This window comes from Paraperibacillus esterisolvens, from assembly GCF_046237625.1.
Lineage (GTDB): Bacteria > Bacillota > Bacilli > Bacillales > DSM-1321 > Paraperibacillus > Paraperibacillus esterisolvens.
In genome coordinates, this window is record NZ_CP143545.1 from 2514301 (window position 1) to 2534327 (window position 20027).

23 protein-coding genes are annotated in these 20027 nt (G+C 43.4%); 7 read left to right on the top strand and 16 right to left on the bottom strand.

The genetic code is table 11. The annotated features are described in order from the left end of the window. Positions 1-71: 71 nt before the first annotated feature. The 10 genes from V1501_RS12685 to V1501_RS12730 all read right to left on the bottom strand — a co-directional run bounded on the left by V1501_RS12685 (position 72) and on the right by V1501_RS12730 (position 9759). Positions 72-440, bottom strand: a complete 369-nt coding sequence (locus V1501_RS12685) for a VOC family protein (RefSeq protein ID WP_409288613.1) — start codon at positions 438-440, stop codon at positions 72-74. A gap of 22 nt (positions 441-462) precedes the next feature. Beyond that, entirely contained in the window at positions 463-1446 is a 984-nt protein-coding gene (locus V1501_RS12690) for an ABC transporter permease subunit (protein ID WP_409293343.1), read from the bottom strand. Then, a complete protein-coding gene (locus V1501_RS12695) occupies positions 1439-2347 on the bottom strand; it encodes an ABC transporter ATP-binding protein (RefSeq protein ID WP_409288615.1) in 909 nt (302 codons plus the stop codon). The genes V1501_RS12690 and V1501_RS12695 overlap by 8 nt, the downstream gene beginning before the upstream one ends. 10 nt (positions 2348-2357) lie before the next feature. Continuing rightward, positions 2358-3065: an SGNH/GDSL hydrolase family protein gene (locus V1501_RS12700; protein WP_409288616.1), complete on the bottom strand. Its 708-nt coding sequence runs from the start codon at positions 3063-3065 to the stop codon at positions 2358-2360. Positions 3066-3258: 193 nt separating this feature from the next. Beyond that, entirely contained in the window at positions 3259-3690 is a 432-nt protein-coding gene (locus V1501_RS12705) for a CBS domain-containing protein (protein WP_409288617.1), read from the bottom strand. Positions 3691-4029: 339 nt separating this feature from the next. Beyond that, a complete protein-coding gene (locus V1501_RS12710) occupies positions 4030-4209 on the bottom strand; it encodes a DUF4025 domain-containing protein (protein ID WP_409288618.1) in 180 nt (59 codons plus the stop codon). A 47-nt stretch (positions 4210-4256) separates the two neighbouring features. Next, positions 4257-6560, bottom strand: a complete 2304-nt coding sequence (locus V1501_RS12715; protein ID WP_409288620.1) for a helicase C-terminal domain-containing protein — start codon at positions 6558-6560, stop codon at positions 4257-4259. Positions 6561-7205: 645 nt separating this feature from the next. Continuing rightward, the gene (locus V1501_RS12720; RefSeq protein WP_409288622.1) at positions 7206-8045 is read right to left on the bottom strand and encodes a DUF1206 domain-containing protein; all 840 of its coding nucleotides are present in this window, start codon (positions 8043-8045) and stop codon (positions 7206-7208) included. A gap of 312 nt (positions 8046-8357) precedes the next feature. Beyond that, on the bottom strand, positions 8358-9104 hold the full coding sequence (locus tag V1501_RS12725) for a LysM peptidoglycan-binding domain-containing protein (protein WP_409288624.1): 747 nt from the start codon (positions 9102-9104) through the stop codon (positions 8358-8360). A gap of 496 nt (positions 9105-9600) precedes the next feature. Continuing rightward, positions 9601-9759 (bottom strand): lmo0937 family membrane protein, encoded by a 159-nt coding sequence (locus V1501_RS12730; protein ID WP_409288625.1) that lies wholly within the window; start codon positions 9757-9759, stop codon positions 9601-9603. 389 nt (positions 9760-10148) lie between these two features. Here V1501_RS12730 and V1501_RS12735 point away from each other — a divergent pair, with 389 nt between their 5' ends. From V1501_RS12735 to yidC, 6 genes are all read left to right on the top strand, one after another. Further along, the gene (locus tag V1501_RS12735; RefSeq protein ID WP_409288627.1) at positions 10149-10400 is read left to right on the top strand and encodes a transcriptional regulator SplA domain-containing protein; all 252 of its coding nucleotides are present in this window, start codon (positions 10149-10151) and stop codon (positions 10398-10400) included. Positions 10401-10615: 215 nt separating this feature from the next. Beyond that, the gene (locus V1501_RS12740) at positions 10616-11854 is read left to right on the top strand and encodes an MFS transporter (RefSeq protein ID WP_409288629.1); all 1239 of its coding nucleotides are present in this window, start codon (positions 10616-10618) and stop codon (positions 11852-11854) included. Between the two features lie 73 nt (positions 11855-11927). Then, positions 11928-12107, top strand: coding sequence for a hypothetical protein (locus V1501_RS12745; protein WP_409288631.1), 180 nt, complete (start codon positions 11928-11930; stop codon positions 12105-12107). 14 nt (positions 12108-12121) lie between these two features. Further along, a complete protein-coding gene (locus tag V1501_RS12750; protein WP_409288632.1) occupies positions 12122-12262 on the top strand; it encodes a hypothetical protein in 141 nt (46 codons plus the stop codon). Between the two features lie 107 nt (positions 12263-12369). Further along, positions 12370-12654 (top strand): hypothetical protein, encoded by a 285-nt coding sequence (locus tag V1501_RS12755; RefSeq protein ID WP_409288634.1) that lies wholly within the window; start codon positions 12370-12372, stop codon positions 12652-12654. 27 nt (positions 12655-12681) lie between these two features. Then, positions 12682-13467, top strand: coding sequence for a membrane protein insertase YidC (gene yidC / locus V1501_RS12760; protein WP_409288636.1), 786 nt, complete (start codon positions 12682-12684; stop codon positions 13465-13467). Positions 13468-13521: 54 nt separating this feature from the next. Here yidC and V1501_RS12765 read toward each other — a convergent pair whose 3' ends face one another. Further along, complete coding sequence (locus V1501_RS12765) at positions 13522-14340, bottom strand: histidinol-phosphatase HisJ family protein (RefSeq protein WP_409288637.1); 819 nt, start codon at positions 14338-14340, stop codon at positions 13522-13524. A 117-nt stretch (positions 14341-14457) separates the two neighbouring features. After that, a complete protein-coding gene (locus tag V1501_RS12770; protein ID WP_409288639.1) occupies positions 14458-14658 on the bottom strand; it encodes a cold-inducible protein YdjO-related protein in 201 nt (66 codons plus the stop codon). A 149-nt stretch (positions 14659-14807) separates the two neighbouring features. On the opposite strand from V1501_RS12770, the gene V1501_RS12775 reads away from it, so the two are divergent. Beyond that, the gene (locus V1501_RS12775) at positions 14808-16958 is read left to right on the top strand and encodes an MMPL family transporter (RefSeq protein WP_409288640.1); all 2151 of its coding nucleotides are present in this window, start codon (positions 14808-14810) and stop codon (positions 16956-16958) included. Positions 16959-16996: 38 nt separating this feature from the next. Here V1501_RS12775 and V1501_RS12780 read toward each other — a convergent pair whose 3' ends face one another. The 4 genes from V1501_RS12780 to V1501_RS12795 all read right to left on the bottom strand — a co-directional run bounded on the left by V1501_RS12780 (position 16997) and on the right by V1501_RS12795 (position 19882). Then, on the bottom strand, positions 16997-17734 hold the full coding sequence (locus V1501_RS12780; protein WP_409288642.1) for a polymer-forming cytoskeletal protein: 738 nt from the start codon (positions 17732-17734) through the stop codon (positions 16997-16999). Then, positions 17731-18366, bottom strand: a complete 636-nt coding sequence (locus V1501_RS12785; protein ID WP_409288644.1) for a DUF4004 family protein — start codon at positions 18364-18366, stop codon at positions 17731-17733. The genes V1501_RS12780 and V1501_RS12785 overlap by 4 nt, the downstream gene beginning before the upstream one ends. 76 nt (positions 18367-18442) lie before the next feature. Then, positions 18443-18598, bottom strand: coding sequence for a hypothetical protein (locus V1501_RS12790; RefSeq protein WP_409288645.1), 156 nt, complete (start codon positions 18596-18598; stop codon positions 18443-18445). Positions 18599-18616: 18 nt separating this feature from the next. Beyond that, complete coding sequence (locus V1501_RS12795) at positions 18617-19882, bottom strand: MFS transporter (RefSeq protein ID WP_409288647.1); 1266 nt, start codon at positions 19880-19882, stop codon at positions 18617-18619. Positions 19883-20027: the final 145 nt, after the last annotated feature.

Genomic DNA, 20027 nt, shown 5'->3' on the forward strand with positions numbered 1-20027 from the left:
TCATATAGGACAGGCTCCACCCCGTTTCCATTACTTACGCTGAAAACTGGAAAAGGTTTCACATATTAAAATCATTCTCTTATAAATTCAAGGAATTCAATACGATTTCCAAAAGGATCATCAACGAAAACCCTATTTCTCCCTGCAATCGGCTTATCTTCCCTGACTTCCACTCCATTTTCAGCGAGGGCTCTTGCCAGTTCCTTCAGGCCGGTAACCTGCAAGCCTGGATGAGCTTTTTTAGAAGGTGAAAAATCTATCTGTATTCCTATATGGATCTCCTGGTTCCCGCAGCGGAACCAGCAGCCGTTCTGATTCAGGCTTGCCGGCTTCACTATTTCTTCAAGTCCCAGAATCCCGCTGAAAAATGCCCTTGCTTCCTCCTCACACCCGGCTGGCCCTGCCAGCTGGACATGATCAATTCCTTTAAATTCAAACATGACAAGTCCTCCAGTTTCTAAATCAGTTTAATATATCTTTTTTCGTAAACACCCAGAAGGATGCAATAAGTGCCGCCAGCCACCACACTGACAAAACAATAAGCGAGAAGGATAGAGTCATTCCTTCGATAGGCGGCGGGTCGCCATTCAGATAATCGGGCAGCCTCAGGTTGAGCATGAATAAGTATTTGGCTGATATCCAGGACGAAACCATATTGCTCAGGATCGCGCCGGCAATCAACAGGGCCAGGATAATCCCCATTCCTGCTGCAGTACTGCGGACCATGACAGACACCATGAAGGAAAGAGTTCCAACAACTACTGTTGCAAACCAGACTAAGCCAAAATCCATCATTAGAAATTTCCATTGCGGGATTATCATGGCGCCGGATGCATCAAAGCCTGCCGCCGTGATTTTAAAACCGGTAAATGCCGGTGCTGTCCACCCCTTAAAGCCGAATACAACGCCTGAAATCAGGTAGGAGACAATACCAAGCAGCGCCAGTATCAGTGATATAGCGAAAAGAAGGGTGATGTACTTGCTAAGAAGCACCTTCCACCGTTTTACCGGCCGGGTAAGGAGCAATTTAATGGATCCCATACTGAATTCTGAGGATACAAGGTCGCTTGCGATTACCATGATCAGGAGCGGAAGCAGCAAATCGATGGAGTTTTCAAGAAATTCCTTTGTGAAGCTCGGCGCACCGGGTTCGGCAGGATTGATATCATTATCAAGATAATATTGCTGCTGCTTTACCCTTACCTCCAGCTCCTTTTTAAAGTCATCGGGTATGCGGCTGTTATTCAGCCTGTTCTGCGTATCAATAATCTGCTGCTGAAGGGAGGTCTTCCAATCAGTCGTACCCAGTTTTTTGAGCTGTGTCTGGACTGTCTGATACTGAGCATAAGTGAATAAAACGACCAGTACGGTCAGAATTGCAGCCACAACGTAAAGCCTCTTCCTTGCTATCAGTTTCATCATTTCGTTCTGGATGAGGTTAATCAATTTTGTCACCGCCCGTCAGCTCCAGGAATAAATCCTCCAGGGCAGGAAGACGGCGGTTCATTTCCATAACCCTCACACCCGCTTTCACGAGGGCTTCATTCCATTCAGCAGCTTTTCCAGGGGTGTATTCAGTAACAATGACTCCGCCGTCTTCTTCTGCTGAAGTAAACTGCTTTAATATCTCCATGCCTTCTTCAGCCGGCTCTACTTTCCACAAAAGTTTTTCCTGATTGGAAAGCAGATCCTTCACAGTCCCGGTCTGGATGATCGAACCCTTTGATATGATGGAGACTCTGTCGCACAACAATTGGATTTCACTCAGCAGATGGCTCGATACAAGGACGCTGAGGCCCTCTGTTTTTGCAAGCTCCCTGATGAATAGCCGCATTTCCCGAATACCTGCAGGATCGAGGCCATTAGTCGGCTCGTCAAGAATCAGCACTTTCGGCCTGCCGAGCAGGGCCTGGGCAATTCCAAGACGCTGGCGCATCCCCAGGGAATAAGTCTTGACTTTATCATGAATCCTTTCATCCATGCCGACCAGTGATATAACCTCACTGATTCTTTTGTCTTCAAGCCTTGGGATCATTCGTGCAAAGTGTATCAGATTATCATATCCTGATAGAAAAGGATACAATTCTGGATTTTCCACAATGCATCCAAGGTGCATCATGGCCTTTGTAAAATCCTTCTGCAGATCATAGCCATAGATGTTGATCGTCCCTGAAGAAGGCTTAATCAGCCCGGTCAGCATCCTGATCGTTGTTGTTTTGCCTGCGCCATTCGGACCAAGGAAACCAAAAACTTCTCCCTCGTATAAATTAAAGTCGAGTCCCTTGATAATTTCTTTTCTGCCTATTCTTTTTTTCACATTTTTAACGGAGAGTGTAATAGATGACATCAGTTCCTCCTTACAAAGTCAGCAAAGCTGCAACTCTTTCAGCTATCAGGCGGTACCCTTTCGTGTTGGGGTGAAAATGATCGGTATAAAGAAGGTCGTTTACCTGCAGTTCAAATAAATCGAAGGTAGGCACAAACACCGTTTTCTTAAAATCGGCGGCTGTCTCGGCTGTCTTGAAATTCCAGCCGCGGACAATGGCAGAGGTTTCCTTTCCATTATCCATTTCGATGAACGGGTTATATAAACCCGCAAGGAAAATGACTGCGTCCGGATTTTCTTTCCTGATTCCGGAAAGTATTGCCTTGATATTTTGAATATATTTCTCTTGTATCTTCCTTATTTTTTCCTGGTTAAAATCGGCCAGCGTCTGACCGCCTTGAAACAGATCATTGCCCCCGATGGTAATCAGCACATAATCTGCCTCTGACAGACGTTCCTTTATGGATTTGGTGTTTATTTGTGAAAGAAGTTGATTTGAACGCTGTCCGCTGATGCCTAGATTCTGGACAACAACCTTTTTCTTTGTTTTCTCTTTTATTTCATCGGTTAAATACCCAATATATCCTTTACCGCTTTCATCACCGATTCCCCTTGTCAAAGAGTCTCCGATTGCAGCGACCCTTATCTCCCTGCCTGCTTCTTTTTCCTGGCTCTCTTTCTCTAGAAGAGCTCCATCCTCTTGAGGCTGCCCGTTCAGATTATTGTTGACAGCATACACAAAGCCTCCAAGATAGAGGCAAAGAAGCAGCAGGGCGGCTATGGATAAAACAGATACAGACAGCTTATTCAGGCGAGTCCACCCCTTTGTTGTATAGTAACTTCATTAAATCACAAAAGTTTCCAAGAGAGAAACTTAAGGGCCCGGTCCGGCAAAAAAAAACAGCTTTCGTGTGAAAGCTGATTCTCTGATATCAATTAAAGTTATTGCCATGCCCCTCTGATATTTCGGACAAGGTATGTCCTGCTTCCGCAATGGTATCCTGATGGACGGCTATATCCTTCAGTGCTATGATGCCTGCCAGCCTGCCATCGTCAACCACAGGGAGCCGCTTCACCTGCCGGCTGGCCATCAGCTCAAGCGCCTCTTCTATACTCATATCAGGAGCAGCTGTATAAATTTCCCGAGTCATGATATCGGTGACTTTAGTCGATCCCGGATGTTTACCGGCTATTCCTCTTACAACCAGGTCACGGTCTGTCAATACACCGGCAAGCTCATCGTCTTCTAATACCGGGATGATTCCAACATCGTTATCTTTCATCTTCAATGCAGCTTCGTAAACATTATCCAACGTTGTACAGAAGGTTACGTCTGATGTCATATATTCCCTGACAGTTTTCATGATTATCAGCCTCCATTTTTATCCATTAGTATGGCCTTTTCCACTGTCATTATTCCCTTTCAAAGGTTTCTGAAACTGTAAAGCGTTACTGTCTTCTTCCTTCTTTATCTGCCTCACTACCTGCTCTTTCGGTATCCAGCAATTGAACCGATAGCGGGGCATCGTATCAAACCCAAGCCTGGTGCATTTATATTTCATTTCACCTCGATCTCTGTTCGCACTAAAATGGATGCAGGTGGCACAGCAATGAAATTTCTTCATCATTAGTTCTCCGTTTTTATCTAATTCTCGGGCAAATAATGAAAAAAATCAATATAAAAAGAGCGTGCAACACGCTCTTTAATTTTTTTTATTATTGCTGTCATTCTGCTCTTCAGCGGCAGGACCTTCGTAATAGTCCATCACCTGATCATGGGTCTTTTCAAGGCCCTTTAATGTTTCATCCTTAATGGTCGTGTTTTTTGGGTTATAGCTTTTTCCTGCGGCATCCTCTGGACGAGCATTTGATTTTTCAGTCATTATATCCCTCCTAGCTGATATTTATATGTACCCTAAACCTTAGAGGGCTAATCCTCTAATTTACCTTTAAGGATAGTATAATCGCGCCACTCGGGGGGCAGCATGGCCTGATACTTCCGGGTAAGGTAACGGTCATCAGCTAAGATGATGGTCCCGGTGTCGGATTCTGACCGGATCAGGCGGCCGGCCGCCTGGAGGATCTTGTTCATTCCCGGGAAAACGTAGGCGTAATCATAGCCATTCCTGCCTGATTCATTAAAATGTTCTTTCATGATATTTCTTTCAATACCGATTTGGGGGAGTCCGACTCCTACAACCATCACTCCATTCAAGCGGTCGCCCCTAAGGTCGACTCCTTCTGAAAAGATGCCGCCAAGAACCGCAAAACCTGCATGAACACCTGCTGTCCCTGCTTTAAAAGAGGCAAGGAATTCTTCCCTTTCCCGCTCTGTCATCTGTGCTTTTTGAATGATCAGATTGGCATCATGTCCGATTTCCTCCAAGGCAAAGAGAACATCCTGCATGTATCTGTAGGAAGGAAAAAATACAAGATAGTTGCCTTGTTTAGCGAGGAGCGCATTTTTAATTACGCTGGCAATAGGATGATGGCTTTTTTGCCTGTCAAGATATCGTGTAGATACAGGGTAAATGAATACCTGGGTTTGCTGCGCTTCAAAAGGACTCGGTAAAATCATGGTATAATCCTCAGGTTTCGCACCAAGCATGTCTTTGTAAAACTGTATAGGCTGGAGAGTCGCAGAGAAAAAGATTTTAGAAGCATACAAGTTTCCCGCCTTTCCCAATAATCCAGAGGCATCCAGACACAGTAATTTGATGGAGAAGTCCTGATTTTCCTTCATATACATACAAGCGTAATCATCATTGAATAATTTGGAGATTTTTAAAAAATCATTGGCTCCGAAATAAGCCTCCAGCAGCAATTCCGGCTGGGAGGAAGAGCCAGCAGCAAGAAGCTCTTCTTCCGCCGCATCACAAAACTCCTCCAGCAGCGCCAGAAGTTCCCGGGGCAATTCGGTCTGCAATAAATAATTAGAGGCAGGAACTTCTTTCCGTGCCCCGATGAAAAAATCGTTTATTTTTTTAGATGCCATGAATACCCGCTGGCTTGCCTCTTTATACTCCCGCTTTAAAGCCAGGTAAAGCGATTTGACTATTTCTGCTGAAAACATGGTTCTGGACCGGTCTACGAGGTTATGAGCTTCATCAATGAGAAGCACACTCTCATTTTTCGCTTCATCCCAGAGCCTCTTAAGCGACACTTTCGGATCAAATATATAATTATAATCGCAGATAACAATATCGGCTGTATAAGCAAGATCCAGGGAAAACTCAAAAGGACAGACTTTATGTTTCTTTGCATATTTCTCTATGACTTCACGGGTCATGATGGATTCATTTGATAAAGCATCCATGACAGCACCATTTATCCGGTCATAGTAGCCCTCACAATATGCGCAGCTTTCCCGTGAACAAGAAAGATTATCCTGGAAGCATATCTTATCTTTTGCAGTAATGGTCACCGAGTTCACTTTGAGGCCCTTCTGCTCCATGAGCAATAATGCATCCTCGGCCACCTGCCTGGTAATGGTCTTTGCAGTCAGATAAAATATTTTCTTTATCCTGCCCTCCCTCATTGTCTTGAATGATGGGAACAGGGCAGAGATGGTCTTACCTATTCCTGTAGGAGCACTGGCAAAAAGGCTGGCTTGATCAGTAATGGTCTTATAAACCGCCCCGGCAAAATGCCTTTGCCCCCTCCGGTAAGACTGGTAGGGGAATGGAAGCGCCGCTATGCTGATTTCTCTTTCTTTGAGCAGTTTCAGCCTTAGTCTGGCATATGGAACATATAAAGCCAGCAGTTCCTTCATCCAGCGCTCGAGCTCCAAAGCGGTGTATTTCCTTCTATATTTGATGATTTCCTCAGTTGGCAGATGTACATAGGTAAGCTGGACGGTCAGGTTGGATACCTCATATGCATGTGCATACATATAGGCATAGCATTTTGCCTGTGCCCAATGAACGGGATATCCGCCTTCATCTATTTCGTTTAAATCTCTTTTTGTTGATTTAATTTCATCGATCACAATACCATCATCAGCCGCCAGAATCCCGTCACATCGCCCTTCAATCCTGAATTGAATGCCTTCTGCTTCCAATTCGGCAGTGAGCGGCATTTCCTTTTGGTCCCCATCATTATAGCTTTTTTGTACCTTTTGATGGGCAAGGGTTCCCTCTGTCATTGATGCCTGTGATTTGAAACCCCTTTCAATGCTTCCTGCCCGGTATACGTATTCGACCAATGGTCTGACTGAAACTTTAATTTCTTCCATACACTCACCCGGCCTTAACATAATTTGTCCTCATTGCTCCTTATGTATAATAAGACTACAATCTCCGGAATTAATCAAACCAATTGAAAAAGGTGCCAGCCCCGAAGGCAGCACCTTTTTATTCACAAATATTTGTTTTAAAAATTGGAACCTGCGAAAAAGCAAGTTATATTTAGGTGAGAGTAATCAACATTCAAAACCTAAATATGAAAGCCCTACCTCTCTTCCATCCTGCGACTCCTAGGTCGCGCCAGTCGAAAAAATAAGGTTTTGACTCATTCAGCAAAATTTTATTGTATACGGCAATACCGTGTCTAATTTTGAATTATCGTAACTGATTTGATATAGCCAGCATTGCTATATTCCGGTATTACCTCAGCTTAATAAGTGCTGCAGCCGGCACTTGGGTTCGATTAAGCGGAAATATCATATTGTAATTAAATAATAAAATTCTGCGATTTAATTACCCTCGATATTTCATTTAATATTCTCAACTAATATAAATGAAACCAAGTACTTATAATACTATGATTTAAATATAATGTCAAGCGTCCTTTTTACTGACGAATGATTACTCTCGAATATTTTGTTGTAATATTCTATTCCCGGCACGACGATCAAATAAACTTTAGAAGATAAAAATTGTTAGATGGTTATGTGTTTATTTTTACCTTTCAGGACTTCATATACACCATACAGCGCAAGACCGATTGATAGGACTGCAAGCATCCACGGCCCATATTCCTGTGCAAGGATTTTTTGAAGCGCACCGTCCATTCCCTTCGGGTTGTTCGGATTGACGGTCACCGCCATCTTGATGACAAAAAATCCAAGAACAATGATAACCATCCCTCTTGAAATGATGCCAGCCTTGCCCGCTTTCTTTACTGCCAGGATTTCTTTTTCATCCATTTCTTCCGTCTTGAATTGGCCCAGGAACCGTTCCCTCACCGCCAAGACTATTTCTTTTATGCCATAAATGATTATGCCTGCCCCTACCAGTCCTACTACCCATGGTCCAATTTCCGTCGCCAGGAGCTTAGCTGTCCATGCCTCCTTGGCGTTTCCTGAACTGCCTGCATGTATTGCAAGCGATACTGCCTTGAATGTCAAGGCAATATAGATTCCGCATGAGATTGCATTACCCGCTCTCTGCAACATCTCTTTGTATTTATTTTCTTCTGAAAGATCTTTTTTAAATACCTGGACTGCGAGCCAAAAGATATATCCGGCCAGTCCGATAGCCAACAGCCATAAAAGAACTTCCCCATATGGCTTGGCAGCAACAGAGCTCATTGCCCCATTAGTGCCCTTTGCATGTCCGCCCCCTCCAATTGCTGCTAAAAAGGAAAGTGCCCCAACTAAAATATAAACAGCTCCCTTTGCCATGAAACCAATTCGTGCGAACTTTAACATCCAAGGTCTCATCTGACGGGAAGCATGGTCAGCTGCCTCCTTGGCCCTTGTATTGCTTAACATATCCATATAGGCGGCTCCTCTCAACATTTCACATCACGCCCTTATTCTTTCCCGCATTTAGCCGGCTGGAAACCTGAACAGAATATGCAAAACCTGTTAAGATAGAAAAATTCAGCTGAAACCGGTAAAAGCAGGCAGAATGAATGGCTGTCTGAGGCAGCACCTGAAAAACAGCTCCTGACTAACCAGGCAGGAAAGAAGAGTTCCGGCATCAAGAATCATCCTCACGTGTTGAAATAGAACCATTTATAAAGCGTCCGCCTTCTGGTAAAAACCAAAAAAGGCTGCCCCTGTAAGGGGCAGCCTGATGTACTCTAATTATTTTATTACAGTTACTTTTACTTGTTTAGATCCCCACGCAAGGGCATTCTGCTCTTCAGGAATGAAGACATCGATACGGTTCCCTTTAATCGCTCCGCCTGTATCTTCGGCAGTCGCATAGCCATACCCTTCAACATAGACTTTGGATCCGAGCGGAATGACTTTTGGATCAACAGCAATCACTTTTGCAGATGGATTGTCCTTGATGTTTACACCAGTTGCTGTAATGCCGGAACATCCTTCACAGCTTGCAGTATAAGCAGTGGCCCTAACATTGATGCTTTTTCCTTGAACTGCCGGTTTTGACTCGCTTTTTACTGCCGCTGGCTGTGCAGCTATAGGTTTACTGCTTACCGGTGTGCCTGATTTGCTTGGCGGTGTCACATAAGATACTGAGTTTACTTTTAGATCTTGTCCCGGATGAATAATGTCGGACTTTAGATGGTTCCAATTCTTAATATTATATACAGAAACTCCATATTTATCCGCAATGCTCCAAAGTGTTTCTCCCTTTAAGACGTTGTGGTGCTTATCAGGCGAAACTGTCAAACGATCTTCCGGATGGATGATGTCGCTCTTTAAATGATTCCATTTCTTTAATTCTGAAACTGCCACTCCATGATTCTGGCTGATTCTCCATAAAGTGTCGCCCTTCTTAACCACAATTTCCTCTGCCTGGGCGTTCACTCCTGCTGTACCTGTAAGCGCCGCCGCTGCGACTAATGAGAATAAAGTCTTTTTCATATGTATATTCCTCCCTAGTGCTTCTTTGTTCGCTAATGTCATCTATCATAACAGATAAAAGAGCGTTATAAAGAACAGGGAGATATAAATTGGATGACTTTCATGACATATATATGACGCTCACTTTACATATTGTCTGAATATTCAAATTATTTAACCCTGTTTTAAGGTCTTTTTACTACTCAATCTCCTCTGTGAAAAAACACCTGCCTATCATCACTTTTCTTTGCGATAACAGGGATTTTACACCTTTTCTCTTCTAATGCCGCCCATAAAAAAAAGCACCCGCGAGGTACTTTTAATTTAGAATGGTCTTGAAATCATTTTGAAATATTATAGGGGGAATTGTCATCATGAGGAATAAAATGAAAAGCAGGATTTTTATTGTAATCAGCATATTTTCCATCATTTTATGTTTATGTGCAGCCTGGATCAGGATTTAAAGTAAAAAAACCGGTTCATCCTGAGGATTCCTGAGGGATGAACCGGTTCAATACTACATCCCTCCTCTGCCTCTGCCCCTGCCTGCTATAAATTTCACTATAAAGACGATTGCCGCAATCACAAGGAGGATGTGAATCAATCCGCCAGCCACTTTAAACACTAAACCCAATATCCAAAGCACAAGCAGTATACCAATAAGAGTCCAAAGCATAGTCCGTCTTCCTTTCAATAACTAATATAATTGCTATAGGGATAAGTTTCCCTTCTTGTTATAAATATAAACGTACCGGGCGATCTCCCTTGAAAAAACTCCTGGTAATCATAATTCTGAGGTTTTTAATAACAGGAAGTAATCCGAGCCTCCCAAAAGACTCTATTATAGAAGATAATTTTTTTCTGGTGAGTTTTAGAGGGGTCTAAAGTTTTAAGTACATAGCTGACCTCCGCTTCCGATAGCCTTCTCGCCTTCAACAAGGCTTTTATGACTTCCCTGAACAGACTTTAGGAAAGTAACAACCATTAGAAAAGAGCCTTTTATAATTATGCTGTCCTGTACACAAACTAATATAGATTTCAATAAGAAAAGAAAGGGGTGCTTTGATGAGTACCGTGAACCGTGACGAACTTTCCGCAGGGGATGAGGTTTTTGTTATATACAACAATCCCCATGTTCCTTCAGTTTCAAATATCAGAACGGCGGAAATTGTAGCACATCCTCATCATCCAGATGAATTGGCTTTATTCCTTAACGAGACCTTCCATGTTATTGAGGATGATGATGCATTATTTTCGACACAGGAATCAGCCGAAGAGGCATATCGCCAGCTGATTGATGAAGATTCTTTCTTCTGAATTGCATTAAACACAATGTCCAGCCTGTCAGATATACAAAAACTTTAAAGGGGATTGTCATTCTTTTTTCACCGCCTGGATTTTTTATACCCAGGCGGTTTTTATCTGAGCACTTATGTATATTTACCTGTTTTTTCAGTGCACTCTTGTAATTTGAGAAGCAAAGTTTTACAATCACTTTCGGAAATTAAAAAAACATAAGGAGTTCGTACTACTTGAAATTATCACAAAATGAAAAAGCCAGTATATACAGCGGACTTGCACAGACCGTGTCAGTCAATGCAGTAAATGGCTATATCCCCTTACTCGCTTTAGGTGCACTGGGCGCAAGCAATCAGCAGATGGGATTGATTACTTCACTTCCATCCATCATCGGCATGCTGGCTCTCATTCCAGGAGCCATGTGGCTGAACCGCGTAAAAAGCAAGAAAACCTTCACTGTCGCCTCTACTTTTGCCACCAGATTTATATTTATGCTCATCTTTTTTGTCCCATTTTTTCCGGATTCACTATCACCCTGGCTGCTGGTCTTCCTGATTGCCTTCTTAAATTTCCCGGGGGCCCTGGCTAATTTATCCTGGCAGACCATGATAGGGGAAATCATCCCTGAAAAACGGAGAGGGGATTTTTTCAGCACACGGAATAGAGTAAATAACATTGCTGCCCTCATCGTGACGTTTGGAACAGGTTTATACCTTGAACATTACAGCAGGGAAAATTCATTTCCATATCAGGTTCTGCTGCTCGGAGGTTTTGCCTTTGCACTTGCAGAGGTGTACTTTTTAACAAGGCATAATGTAGACAAACAAACCAGTTATAAAAAAGAGGACAAACCCAAACGGAAGTTTTCTCTCGAAGTCTTCAGGCATAAACCGTATACGGCCTTTTTAATCTGCGCACTGCTGTATAATTTTTCAGCCCAGATGGCGTGGTCCCTATTCAGCATTTACCAGATTAAGGACGCACACGCTACTGCACTTTGGCTGAGCATTTTCGGTGTTACTAATCAGGCAGCCCAGATACTAAGCATAAAATGGTGGGCTAAGTATGCAGATAAATACGGAAATAGCATGATTCTCTTTGCAGCGGCTGCCGGCATGGCGACTGCCCCTGCCTTGAATATGGTTTCAACCCATTTTCTCTGGATCACGGCAGTCAATTTCTGGACAGGAATATTCGTAGCAGGCACCAATTTGCTATTATTCAACCAATTGCTAAAGGCTTCCCCAGAGAAAAACAGGACAAGCTATATCGCTAATTACAATTTTTTTCTATCCATTATCGGTTTCATTGCACCACAGCTTGGCATATTTATCCTAAATCAGGCCGGCATGCATGCAGCCATGAATATCATTTCCATTGTACGTTTCGGAACTGCTTTTTCCTTTCTTATTGTGGCAATTAAAATGGAAGGCAGGAAAATCACGAATAGAGTTTATCTTCGATTTAGATAAAGGATTCCACCCAAAACTCTAAGTATAAATGGTGACTCTTTTGGCATCCTATCATAAAAAAAGGAGTGACAGGATGGATTCTGGCAGCACAGCTTTCAACCATACCCAAGTGCCGGCAGCAAAAGAGCCTGTAATCGGCTCAGATACCTCCAGGCACTACCCTGGTGATTCTGTAGACCAGCATAAGGAACTGGAATCAGCCAACGCATTCATCGCAGAGAAGGAAGCAGGACAGCAAAATGAAAACCTATAGGAGGGCATCCCCCTATGAAAAAAGGGACTGAATTCACAAAGGCTGGAACGGATATAGAAGAAGTGAAGCGTTTGAATAAAAATTCCGGCCTGAGCTATAACGAAACGAAGGAGCTGCTTGCCCGGCAATATAATAAGAATCAGGAAAATAAGTAGAGCCGCATTCACGGCTCTCTTATTCTTTACAGGTTCTTCCATCCATGGAGGAATGGAATCATCCGTGGTAAAATAGAAATATATTAATTCGGAGGGGAGGCAGTGCTATGCTGGAAAGCTTATTGGAGATCGATATTCATCTGCTGAAGACAGCGATCTGGGCAGGATTCTTAATTACACTTATTCTTCCATTGGCTGCACTCTGCCTTTCCGGAGAGTTTCACCGCTTCCAAAAAAATGAGGCATTTTCTGAAAAGGATTCACCTGCTTCTTTCTGCCAGCAGACATATCATTGCTGCTTCATCCCGATTTTGCGGATGATTGGCATGATTAGAAGAAAAGCCGGCCATTTGAATGCTGATAAGCCAGATTCCCTTCTCGCAGCAATGTAACAAGATTCATACGAGGAGGAAAATAAATTGAATAAAAAGTACATTCTTGCATTAAGTCTTCTTGCCTTTGCTATTTTAACCATGACAGGATGCTCTGCTTCCCCGGGTTCCGGAGGTTCATTCTTCCATTCTTTAGTTGTAAACCCCATGTCCGGGGCTATTGAATTTCTTGCTGTTTTCTTTCATGGAAGTTATGGCCTCAGCATCCTTTGTATGACGCTGATCATACGTCTGGCCCTGATGCCGCTGTCTCTGAAGCAAATGAAATCCCAGACTCAGATGAAACACAAGATGGAGGCTTTTAAGCCCGAGCTTACAGCTATCCAGAAGAAACTGAAAGAAACCAAGGATTCCGAAAAGCAAAAGCAGTATCAAAAGGAAATCATGGGACTTTATCAAAAACATGGTGTTAACCCGATGAACATCGGCTGTCTTCCAATCCTGATTCAGATGCCGATCCTGACCGGATTTTATTATGCTATAAAAGGTTCACACCATATCGCGACACATTCCTTCCTTTGGTTCAGCCTTGGCCATCCAGATCATCTGCTGGCTATCACAGCGGCAGTCATTTATTATCTTCAATTCAGGCTGTCGCTTCGCAATATGCCGCAGGAACAGCAGCAATCCATGAAAGTGATGGGTCTCATGTCTCCGCTCATGATCCTTCTGTTTTCCTTTAATGCTCCTGCTGCCCTGCCGCTTTATTGGTCGGCAGGCGGATTGTTTCTGATGCTCCAGACTGAGCTTGGCAGCAGATTATACAGGAAAGTGCCCGTTGCCATCCAGGAAGGAATAACACCAGTTAAATGATTAAAAAAAGTCTGCCACGCAAAACGGCAGACTTTTTCTCTTTTGTTTTCACACTTAGATGAAGGTATCCAGCCTGTGAAAGACTGGCTTTCTTTTTCTGTAGGACGCGATATATTGGAATCCCGCTGCTTTAAGTATAGAAAATGCTTCCTCCATATGCCTGCCTATAAAATGCTTAGAGTGTGCATCTGTGCCGACCGTGATAATTTCACCGCCAGCTTGCTTATATAACTGGACAAATGGGAGATTTGGAAGCGGAACATCTATCCGGTACCGAAAACCCGACAAATTGATTTCAATGCCCCTTCCTGTTTGAATTAGATGTTTGAAAGTATCTTCTATTATATCAAAATATGAATGCCACTTTACATCCCTCCAGTCCGCATCGACAAAATGCAAATACCTTTTGATAAGAGTCAGATGGCCCAGGATATTGAAATCCTGATACTTTTTAACATAGCCGTTCATATCCTCAAAATAAGCTTCGAGGGATTCGTGAAGGGTTTTATCCTTGAAGAAATCGCCATTATGAAGGTCGAGCCCTCCGGCAATATGGACCGAACCGATAATGAAATCAAATTCATTACTATCTGTAAAAGCTTTGCTCTTAGCAAAGGAAGAAGGATGGAGACCCATTTCCACAGCCTTTAGTATGGTAAGTCTTCCCTGGTATTCCTCTCTAAGTTTATCTATCTTCTGTGCATAAGAATCGTAGTTGAATTCCCAAACCAGGTCACTTCCAGGATAGAAGTAGTCAACATGCTCTGTGAAGGCTATTTCAGTTATCCCTTGTTCAAGCGCTGTCTTGCAGGCCGTTTCCATCGGCATTTTAGAATCAGCCGAGAATTCAGTATGTACATGGTAATCAAACATAAATTCCCCTCTTTTTTTAATAAACTGTTATCTCCCTTCCATTATAGCACTGAATGACTTCCTTAAATAAATTCAGGATATCCTAAAAAAAAAGCCCGCTCATGAATGCGGGCTGTTTCAATAAAAATTAAAGCTTTTCTTCATCTGGGGAAGATCGCGCACTTCTTCCATCATAGTGCTGCCGCACAGCGGGCAGTTTAAAGATTCAGTGACAAACTCCTTTCTCATCCATGCATTGCATCCATCATCTTCACAGGAATAGACATCAGTACTTTCAATGATCGGTTCCATCTCTATAGGCGGCCTTTTGGCGTACATCCTACTTCCTCCCGGTTTACAGCACGTGCATCTATGCTGCTGCATATTTCGTTTTTTTCACGAATAATTGCATTTAGCTTATGTAAAAAAGGGTATTTTATACATTGTTCATATATACTTTGGAAAAAGGACTATAAGGAGAGCACTTTATGAATTTTATTGGACGCATCATAGTGAAATACCGGATTTTCCTTGTCATCTGCTGGATCGTCCTGCTGGGGGGCTTAGGATTTGCGGCTCTAGATCTCCCTTCTAATCTAAAGGGCGACGGCTTCGAGACTGAGGGTGAATTCAAGGATGTAGAAAAGGAATTGAACACTGTCTTCAAGAGGTCGAGCACGAGTGTGCTGATTTTGTTTGAAAGGAACGGCAGGCAGTCTGAAAATGAATTTAAAAAAATGATTGCAAGCCAGCTGCATAAAGTGGAAAGTCTCGGTATACATGAGAGCATTCTTTCTCCTCTTCAGGATAAAGGAATGTATAAACCGGATATTGCTTATGCTTCCATTCAATTCAACAAAACCAAGGATGAAATGGGAAAAGAAACAGACCTGCTGAATCAAACAATTGGGGGTAAACCGGGAGTGTCCTTGACCGGCACACCGATTGTCGTTAATGACATGAACAAAGCAAGCCAGGATGATTTAAAACGTGCGGAGCTCATCGGTCTGCCTGTTGCCCTCATTGTCCTGCTCCTTGCCTTCGGGTCGCTGGCTGCCTCCGTTGTCCCCATAATCATTGGAGGAATAACAGTGGCCATCTCATTTGGGATACTGGACTTTTTAGGCAGGGAAATGCAGCTTTCCGTTTTTGTATTAAATGTTATTCCCATGATCGGGCTTTCTTTAAGCATAGACTTTTCCCTCTTGTTCATTAATCGTTTCCGTGAGGAGCTGCTTAAAGGAGACAAGGGGCAAGCCATTAAGACCACAATAAGGACTGCGGGCACATCCATCCTCTTTTCAGCATTGTGTGTTTTTATCGGGCTCGCCGCTATGCTTGTGATCGACATATCCATTTTCCAGACAGTTGCCATAGGGGGGATGGTTGTGGTCACTGTGGCCGTTCTTTCGGCTCTGACCCTTCTGCCCTCAATCCTTATGGTACTGGGTGAAAATATAAATAAATGGCGGATTCTGAAAAAGCCTGTTGATAAGCCCGGCAATGGCTGGAATAGATTCGCAAAGCTGGTGATGAGGCATCCAGTATTGATTAGTGCAGGGGCCCTTGCCATTCTTGCGGTGGGAATCCTCCCGGCGGGCAGTATGCGGCTGGCTATTCCAGAAGTCGACGCGCTTCCGGAACACTACGAATCACGACAGGCAATGGAAAAGATATCGGATGCCTTCCATATTGATGAAGGAAGTGTTGTTTATGTGACAGCAAAGCGACCGGGGGAATGGATAGATCCTGAAGGACTTTCATCCATGAAAAAGCTGATCGATTCCCTGAAAGATGACCCGATTGTTGACTCGGTCGATTCGCTCTACAGTGTGAGCGGGACAGACTCAAGCGGGGAATTGGGTGCTGCCCTGGAGGATCCCCGCTTTGCCAATCAGATTAAACCTTTTAGGGAGGAATTCATTAAGGGGGAACACCTTCTCCTGACCGTTCATTTAAGCGAGGAGGAAAAGTCTGCAAAGGCCCAGGATTGGGTCAGGGAGTGGAGCAGGGCTGAGTGGGATTATCCTCTTCAATTCGGGGGAGGAGTGAAATTCTATCAGGAAATATTTGATGAGATTTATGAAAAAGCGGGGATTGGATTTGCCATCATTCTGATATCTACCTTCTTCATCCTGATGGCAGCATTTAAATCCATTGTGATTCCCTTAAAAGCAATACTTATGAATATATTGGGTCTGACTTCGACCTTTGGCATTTTGGTATGGCTTTTCCAAGAAGGGCATTTAGCACCGGAGGGAAGTGACATTGCCTTGATGCTGCCGATATTTGTATTCAGTCTTGTGTTCGGCCTGAGCATGGATTATGAAGTTTTCCTCATTTCCCGCATTCAGGAAATTTATGAAAAAACGGGAGACAATGATCTTGCTACTGTCCAGGGGCTTAGCTCCACCAGCAAAATTATTACTTCTGCAGCCTTGATCATGATTGTCATTACCGGTGCTTTTGCATTTACCGGGGTCATGCCCGTCAAACAGATAGGCGTCGGGATTGCTATCGCCATTTTGATTGACGCGACCATCATTAGAATGCTCCTGGTTCCTTCCCTTATGAAACTGCTTGGTGAATGGAACTGGTGGATGCCTTTTAAAAAGAACCAAAGAGACACCAATCATTGAAACAGCCTTTCCGGCTAGCTGCCGGAAAGGCTGTTATTTTAGATACGGCACTTCTCCTTTACAGTGGAAGTACCGTCTATTTTAGGATCATTCCCAAACTCCAATCTGCCAATGCTGCAGCCTGGGCCAATCTCTATGTCTGTTCCACGGACAGTACCGACCGTACAGTATTCCATATAAATACGGTCGCCCTCAATCATTTCGGCTTTTAAGCCTGTGGGTTTACTGGAACTCAGGACAGACAGCAGTTTATCGAAGAATACATTATGGACAGCTTCTCTCTTTATTGTGATTTCTCCGCCGCCAATCTCTTTAATATATCCGTCTGTGTTTAATTTAATTTCAATACTGTCTGCATTCAGCAGTTCCGTTATATTTATCACGCCCTTGGACACGAATACTTCAGTTTCACAATTACCCTTAATTACAGTTTTTCCCTTTGAGATGAAGCTTTCGGATGAGACATCGCCCTCAGCCTCAAGATGACCATGTATCACGACAGTATTGGCCTTAAGCTCTCCTTTAACTTCGGCTTTGCCATTTATGTGAATATCATCTGCTTTCATCTTCCCGTGAAAGGCTGCTTTTCCGTTCACTTCGATCTCTTTTGCAGTAACTGATCCCGAGATCTGCGCATTTCCGTTCACAGAGAATTCCTCGCATTGACAATCACTGGTAATCCTGCCAGAGCCATTGATTCCAACATGGGAAAAGGTTCCTCCAGGTACAGTCATCGATCCATTAATCTGCAGCGGGTATATCGTTTGAGAATTCATTTTATCCCTCCATTAAATACTTCTTTCATTTCCTCGCCGATAGGATCAATCTCCAGCCTGAGTACCGTTTTAGTCTGGTTATCTGGAAAGAGCTGCTCCCCTTGCCTTCCTAAAATAACGAATGTGACTCCCATCTTCCTGAAGATATAAAGTACAGCCCTTCCTTCCTTAACTATACTGTCATGAGCAGACAAAAATTCGAGGACCATTCGGCCTTCTTCCTTATTCGCCTCTCCCGAGTGAAGGATCACATCGAGTATTTTCAGATATAACGCTTCGAAGAAATTCAGGTGTTCTTCTGTGATCACTGCCTTTGCTATTTCGAGTGCAGCAGAAGAAATTATCCCGTTTTCCAGAAGTTCCCCTCTGGAAACAGAAACACCAGACTCTCCCGGCGCCAGGAAAGCGGCTATGTCATCCAGTGACATTTCCCCTTCCTTCATATTCTGGATTTTCGCTATTCTGTCCATCATCCTGGTCCTTGGAAAAAAAGTCTCCTGACCGGTAAAAGTTGATTTTCTAATGAACCAGTCGTCAGGAATTAAATTTTTCCGTTTCCACCTATAAAGCTGTCCGTAAGAGATGCCAGCCAGCTCTAAAAGGTCTTTTTTGGATATAAGCTGATCTTCCATCTTCCACCTCCTGCATACAGTGTAACATAACATTGTTACGTTAGGAAATAAAAAAAACGAAAGCTGCTGCTTTCGTTTAGTTTGGCCAATCACTGCGCTTGCCCGGTTCATCATTGCCCCCGGTCGCATTGCCTGTTGTTGCCGTATATCCGACTCTGTATGCTGATTTCCTTTTTTCCTTCAGTACATTTGGCATCTTATACTGATTCAGGTTTTCCTGTCCTTTTGTCAAAGCTTCTCCCTCCTCCTCTTATGTCTGTGGTGCCGGTTCTCTTTTGTCTCCACGGTTATTTCCTTCCCTTTCGTCCTCTACCCTAATAAACTTTTTGACGATGAAGACCAGCAAAATACCCCCTGCCGCAGATCCGGCAAATCCCCAAAACGGATTCATTTTAAGTAAGGCAGCCATGACGGGCGGACCGGCCGCAACGCCGATAAATCTAGCCGAACTGTAAAAAGACGTGATGGTGCCCCGCTCTTCCTTTTCAATATTTTCAGTGATTAAAGCATCCAGGGAAGGAAGCAGCAAACCGATCGCCGCGCCAAATATGCTTGTGGCGCCAAGCAGGATAAAGAGCGAGTTAAACATACTGGTGAAAGCAATGGAAACAGATAGAATCACCAGTCCATAATAAATCAGCTTTTTCATCAGCACTTTATCACCTTTAATTTTCCTTCCTGTTATAAAAGAGGATAAACATAAAAAGCCAAGGGGAATGGCAAGGAGAAGTCCTTTTTCAACTCCCTTTGCATCATATCTCGTTTCAAGTACTTGAGATAAGTAAAACTGAGCCGCAAACAAAATGAACATGGCAAAGCATCCAATGAAGAAGATGGTATAAAGCCACCTGCCCTCCTGTTTGAAAATCCTCTTTGTGTCTGTAAGGAAGTCCCTGAATTCTTTAGGTTTTTCCGTTTTCTTTGGTGCTTTTATAAAAAAGAGCACCATCAGGACCGATATGCTTGAAAAGACTGATATAGAAAAGAAAGGAAGGAACCATATGACAGCTGCCAGCAGGGAGCCAAGGATCGGGCTCAAAACTTTACCTGCCGTATTGGCCGTTTCAATTATTCCAAGGCAGGAACTGGCTTCGTCTTCTTTTTTATACAGATCCCCAACCAGCGGCATTACAATGGGTGCTGCCCCCGCTGCTCCTATCCCCTGCAGGATTCTTCCCATAATGATGGTCCAAAACGGGTCAGACATCTTCCATGATGCAAAGGCCGAAATAAGACCACCTGCCAATACAATCAAAAGGCTCGGTATAATGACCTTTTTCCTGCCAATCCTGTCAGAAAGATATCCTGCAATCGGAATCAAGAAAATGGAAGCTAATGAATAGCTCGTAATGATTAAACTCGATTGGAAGGGCGTAATATTCACTTTTTTCTCAAGGATGGGCAAAACAGGTATGAGCATGGAATTTCCCAGTGTCATGATCAGCGGGATCGAAGCCATGCTGATCAAACACCAATTGCTGACCTTTTCTTCCTTTACGTTATTATCTTCAGCCATGGTTCTACTCCTTTTGGAAACAAAATAAACGTCTGCCCGCATAGTATGGCCTTCCTCTTGATGATTTATTTTGGGTGAAAATGGTGACTGCACTTGTATTCCTCAGCACTTTGGGCAACATATAGCAAAAAGGTTAGAGGTCATA

Bases quoted from the DNA above. Each gene is read 5' to 3' on its own strand.
- V1501_RS12770 (WP_409288639.1), bottom strand. From the start codon at position 14,658: ATGTACGCCAAAAGGCCGCCTATAGAGATGGAACCGATCATTGAAAGT.
- V1501_RS12705 (WP_409288617.1), bottom strand. From the start codon at position 3,690: ATGAAAACTGTCAGGGAATATATGACATCAGACGTAACCTTCTGTACA.
- V1501_RS12730 (WP_409288625.1), bottom strand. From the start codon at position 9,759: ATGCTTTGGACTCTTATTGGTATACTGCTTGTGCTTTGGATATTGGGT.
- V1501_RS12765 (WP_409288637.1), bottom strand. From the start codon at position 14,340: ATGTTTGATTACCATGTACATACTGAATTCTCGGCTGATTCTAAAATG.
- V1501_RS12735 (WP_409288627.1), top strand. From the start codon at position 10,149: ATGAGTACCGTGAACCGTGACGAACTTTCCGCAGGGGATGAGGTTTTT.
- V1501_RS12715 (WP_409288620.1), bottom strand. From the start codon at position 6,560: ATGGAAGAAATTAAAGTTTCAGTCAGACCATTGGTCGAATACGTATAC.
- V1501_RS12710 (WP_409288618.1), bottom strand. From the start codon at position 4,209: ATGACTGAAAAATCAAATGCTCGTCCAGAGGATGCCGCAGGAAAAAGC.
- V1501_RS12785 (WP_409288644.1), bottom strand. From the start codon at position 18,366: ATGGAAGATCAGCTTATATCCAAAAAAGACCTTTTAGAGCTGGCTGGC.
- V1501_RS12685 (WP_409288613.1), bottom strand. From the start codon at position 440: ATGTTTGAATTTAAAGGAATTGATCATGTCCAGCTGGCAGGGCCAGCC.
- V1501_RS12725 (WP_409288624.1), bottom strand. From the start codon at position 9,104: ATGAAAAAGACTTTATTCTCATTAGTCGCAGCGGCGGCGCTTACAGGT.
- V1501_RS12795 (WP_409288647.1), bottom strand. From the start codon at position 19,882: ATGGCTGAAGATAATAACGTAAAGGAAGAAAAGGTCAGCAATTGGTGT.
- V1501_RS12780 (WP_409288642.1), bottom strand. From the start codon at position 17,734: ATGAATTCTCAAACGATATACCCGCTGCAGATTAATGGATCGATGACT.
- V1501_RS12750 (WP_409288632.1), top strand. From the start codon at position 12,122: ATGAAAAAAGGGACTGAATTCACAAAGGCTGGAACGGATATAGAAGAA.
- V1501_RS12745 (WP_409288631.1), top strand. From the start codon at position 11,928: ATGGATTCTGGCAGCACAGCTTTCAACCATACCCAAGTGCCGGCAGCA.
- V1501_RS12755 (WP_409288634.1), top strand. From the start codon at position 12,370: ATGCTGGAAAGCTTATTGGAGATCGATATTCATCTGCTGAAGACAGCG.
- V1501_RS12775 (WP_409288640.1), top strand. From the start codon at position 14,808: ATGAATTTTATTGGACGCATCATAGTGAAATACCGGATTTTCCTTGTC.
- V1501_RS12720 (WP_409288622.1), bottom strand. From the start codon at position 8,045: ATGGATATGTTAAGCAATACAAGGGCCAAGGAGGCAGCTGACCATGCT.
- V1501_RS12695 (WP_409288615.1), bottom strand. From the start codon at position 2,347: ATGTCATCTATTACACTCTCCGTTAAAAATGTGAAAAAAAGAATAGGC.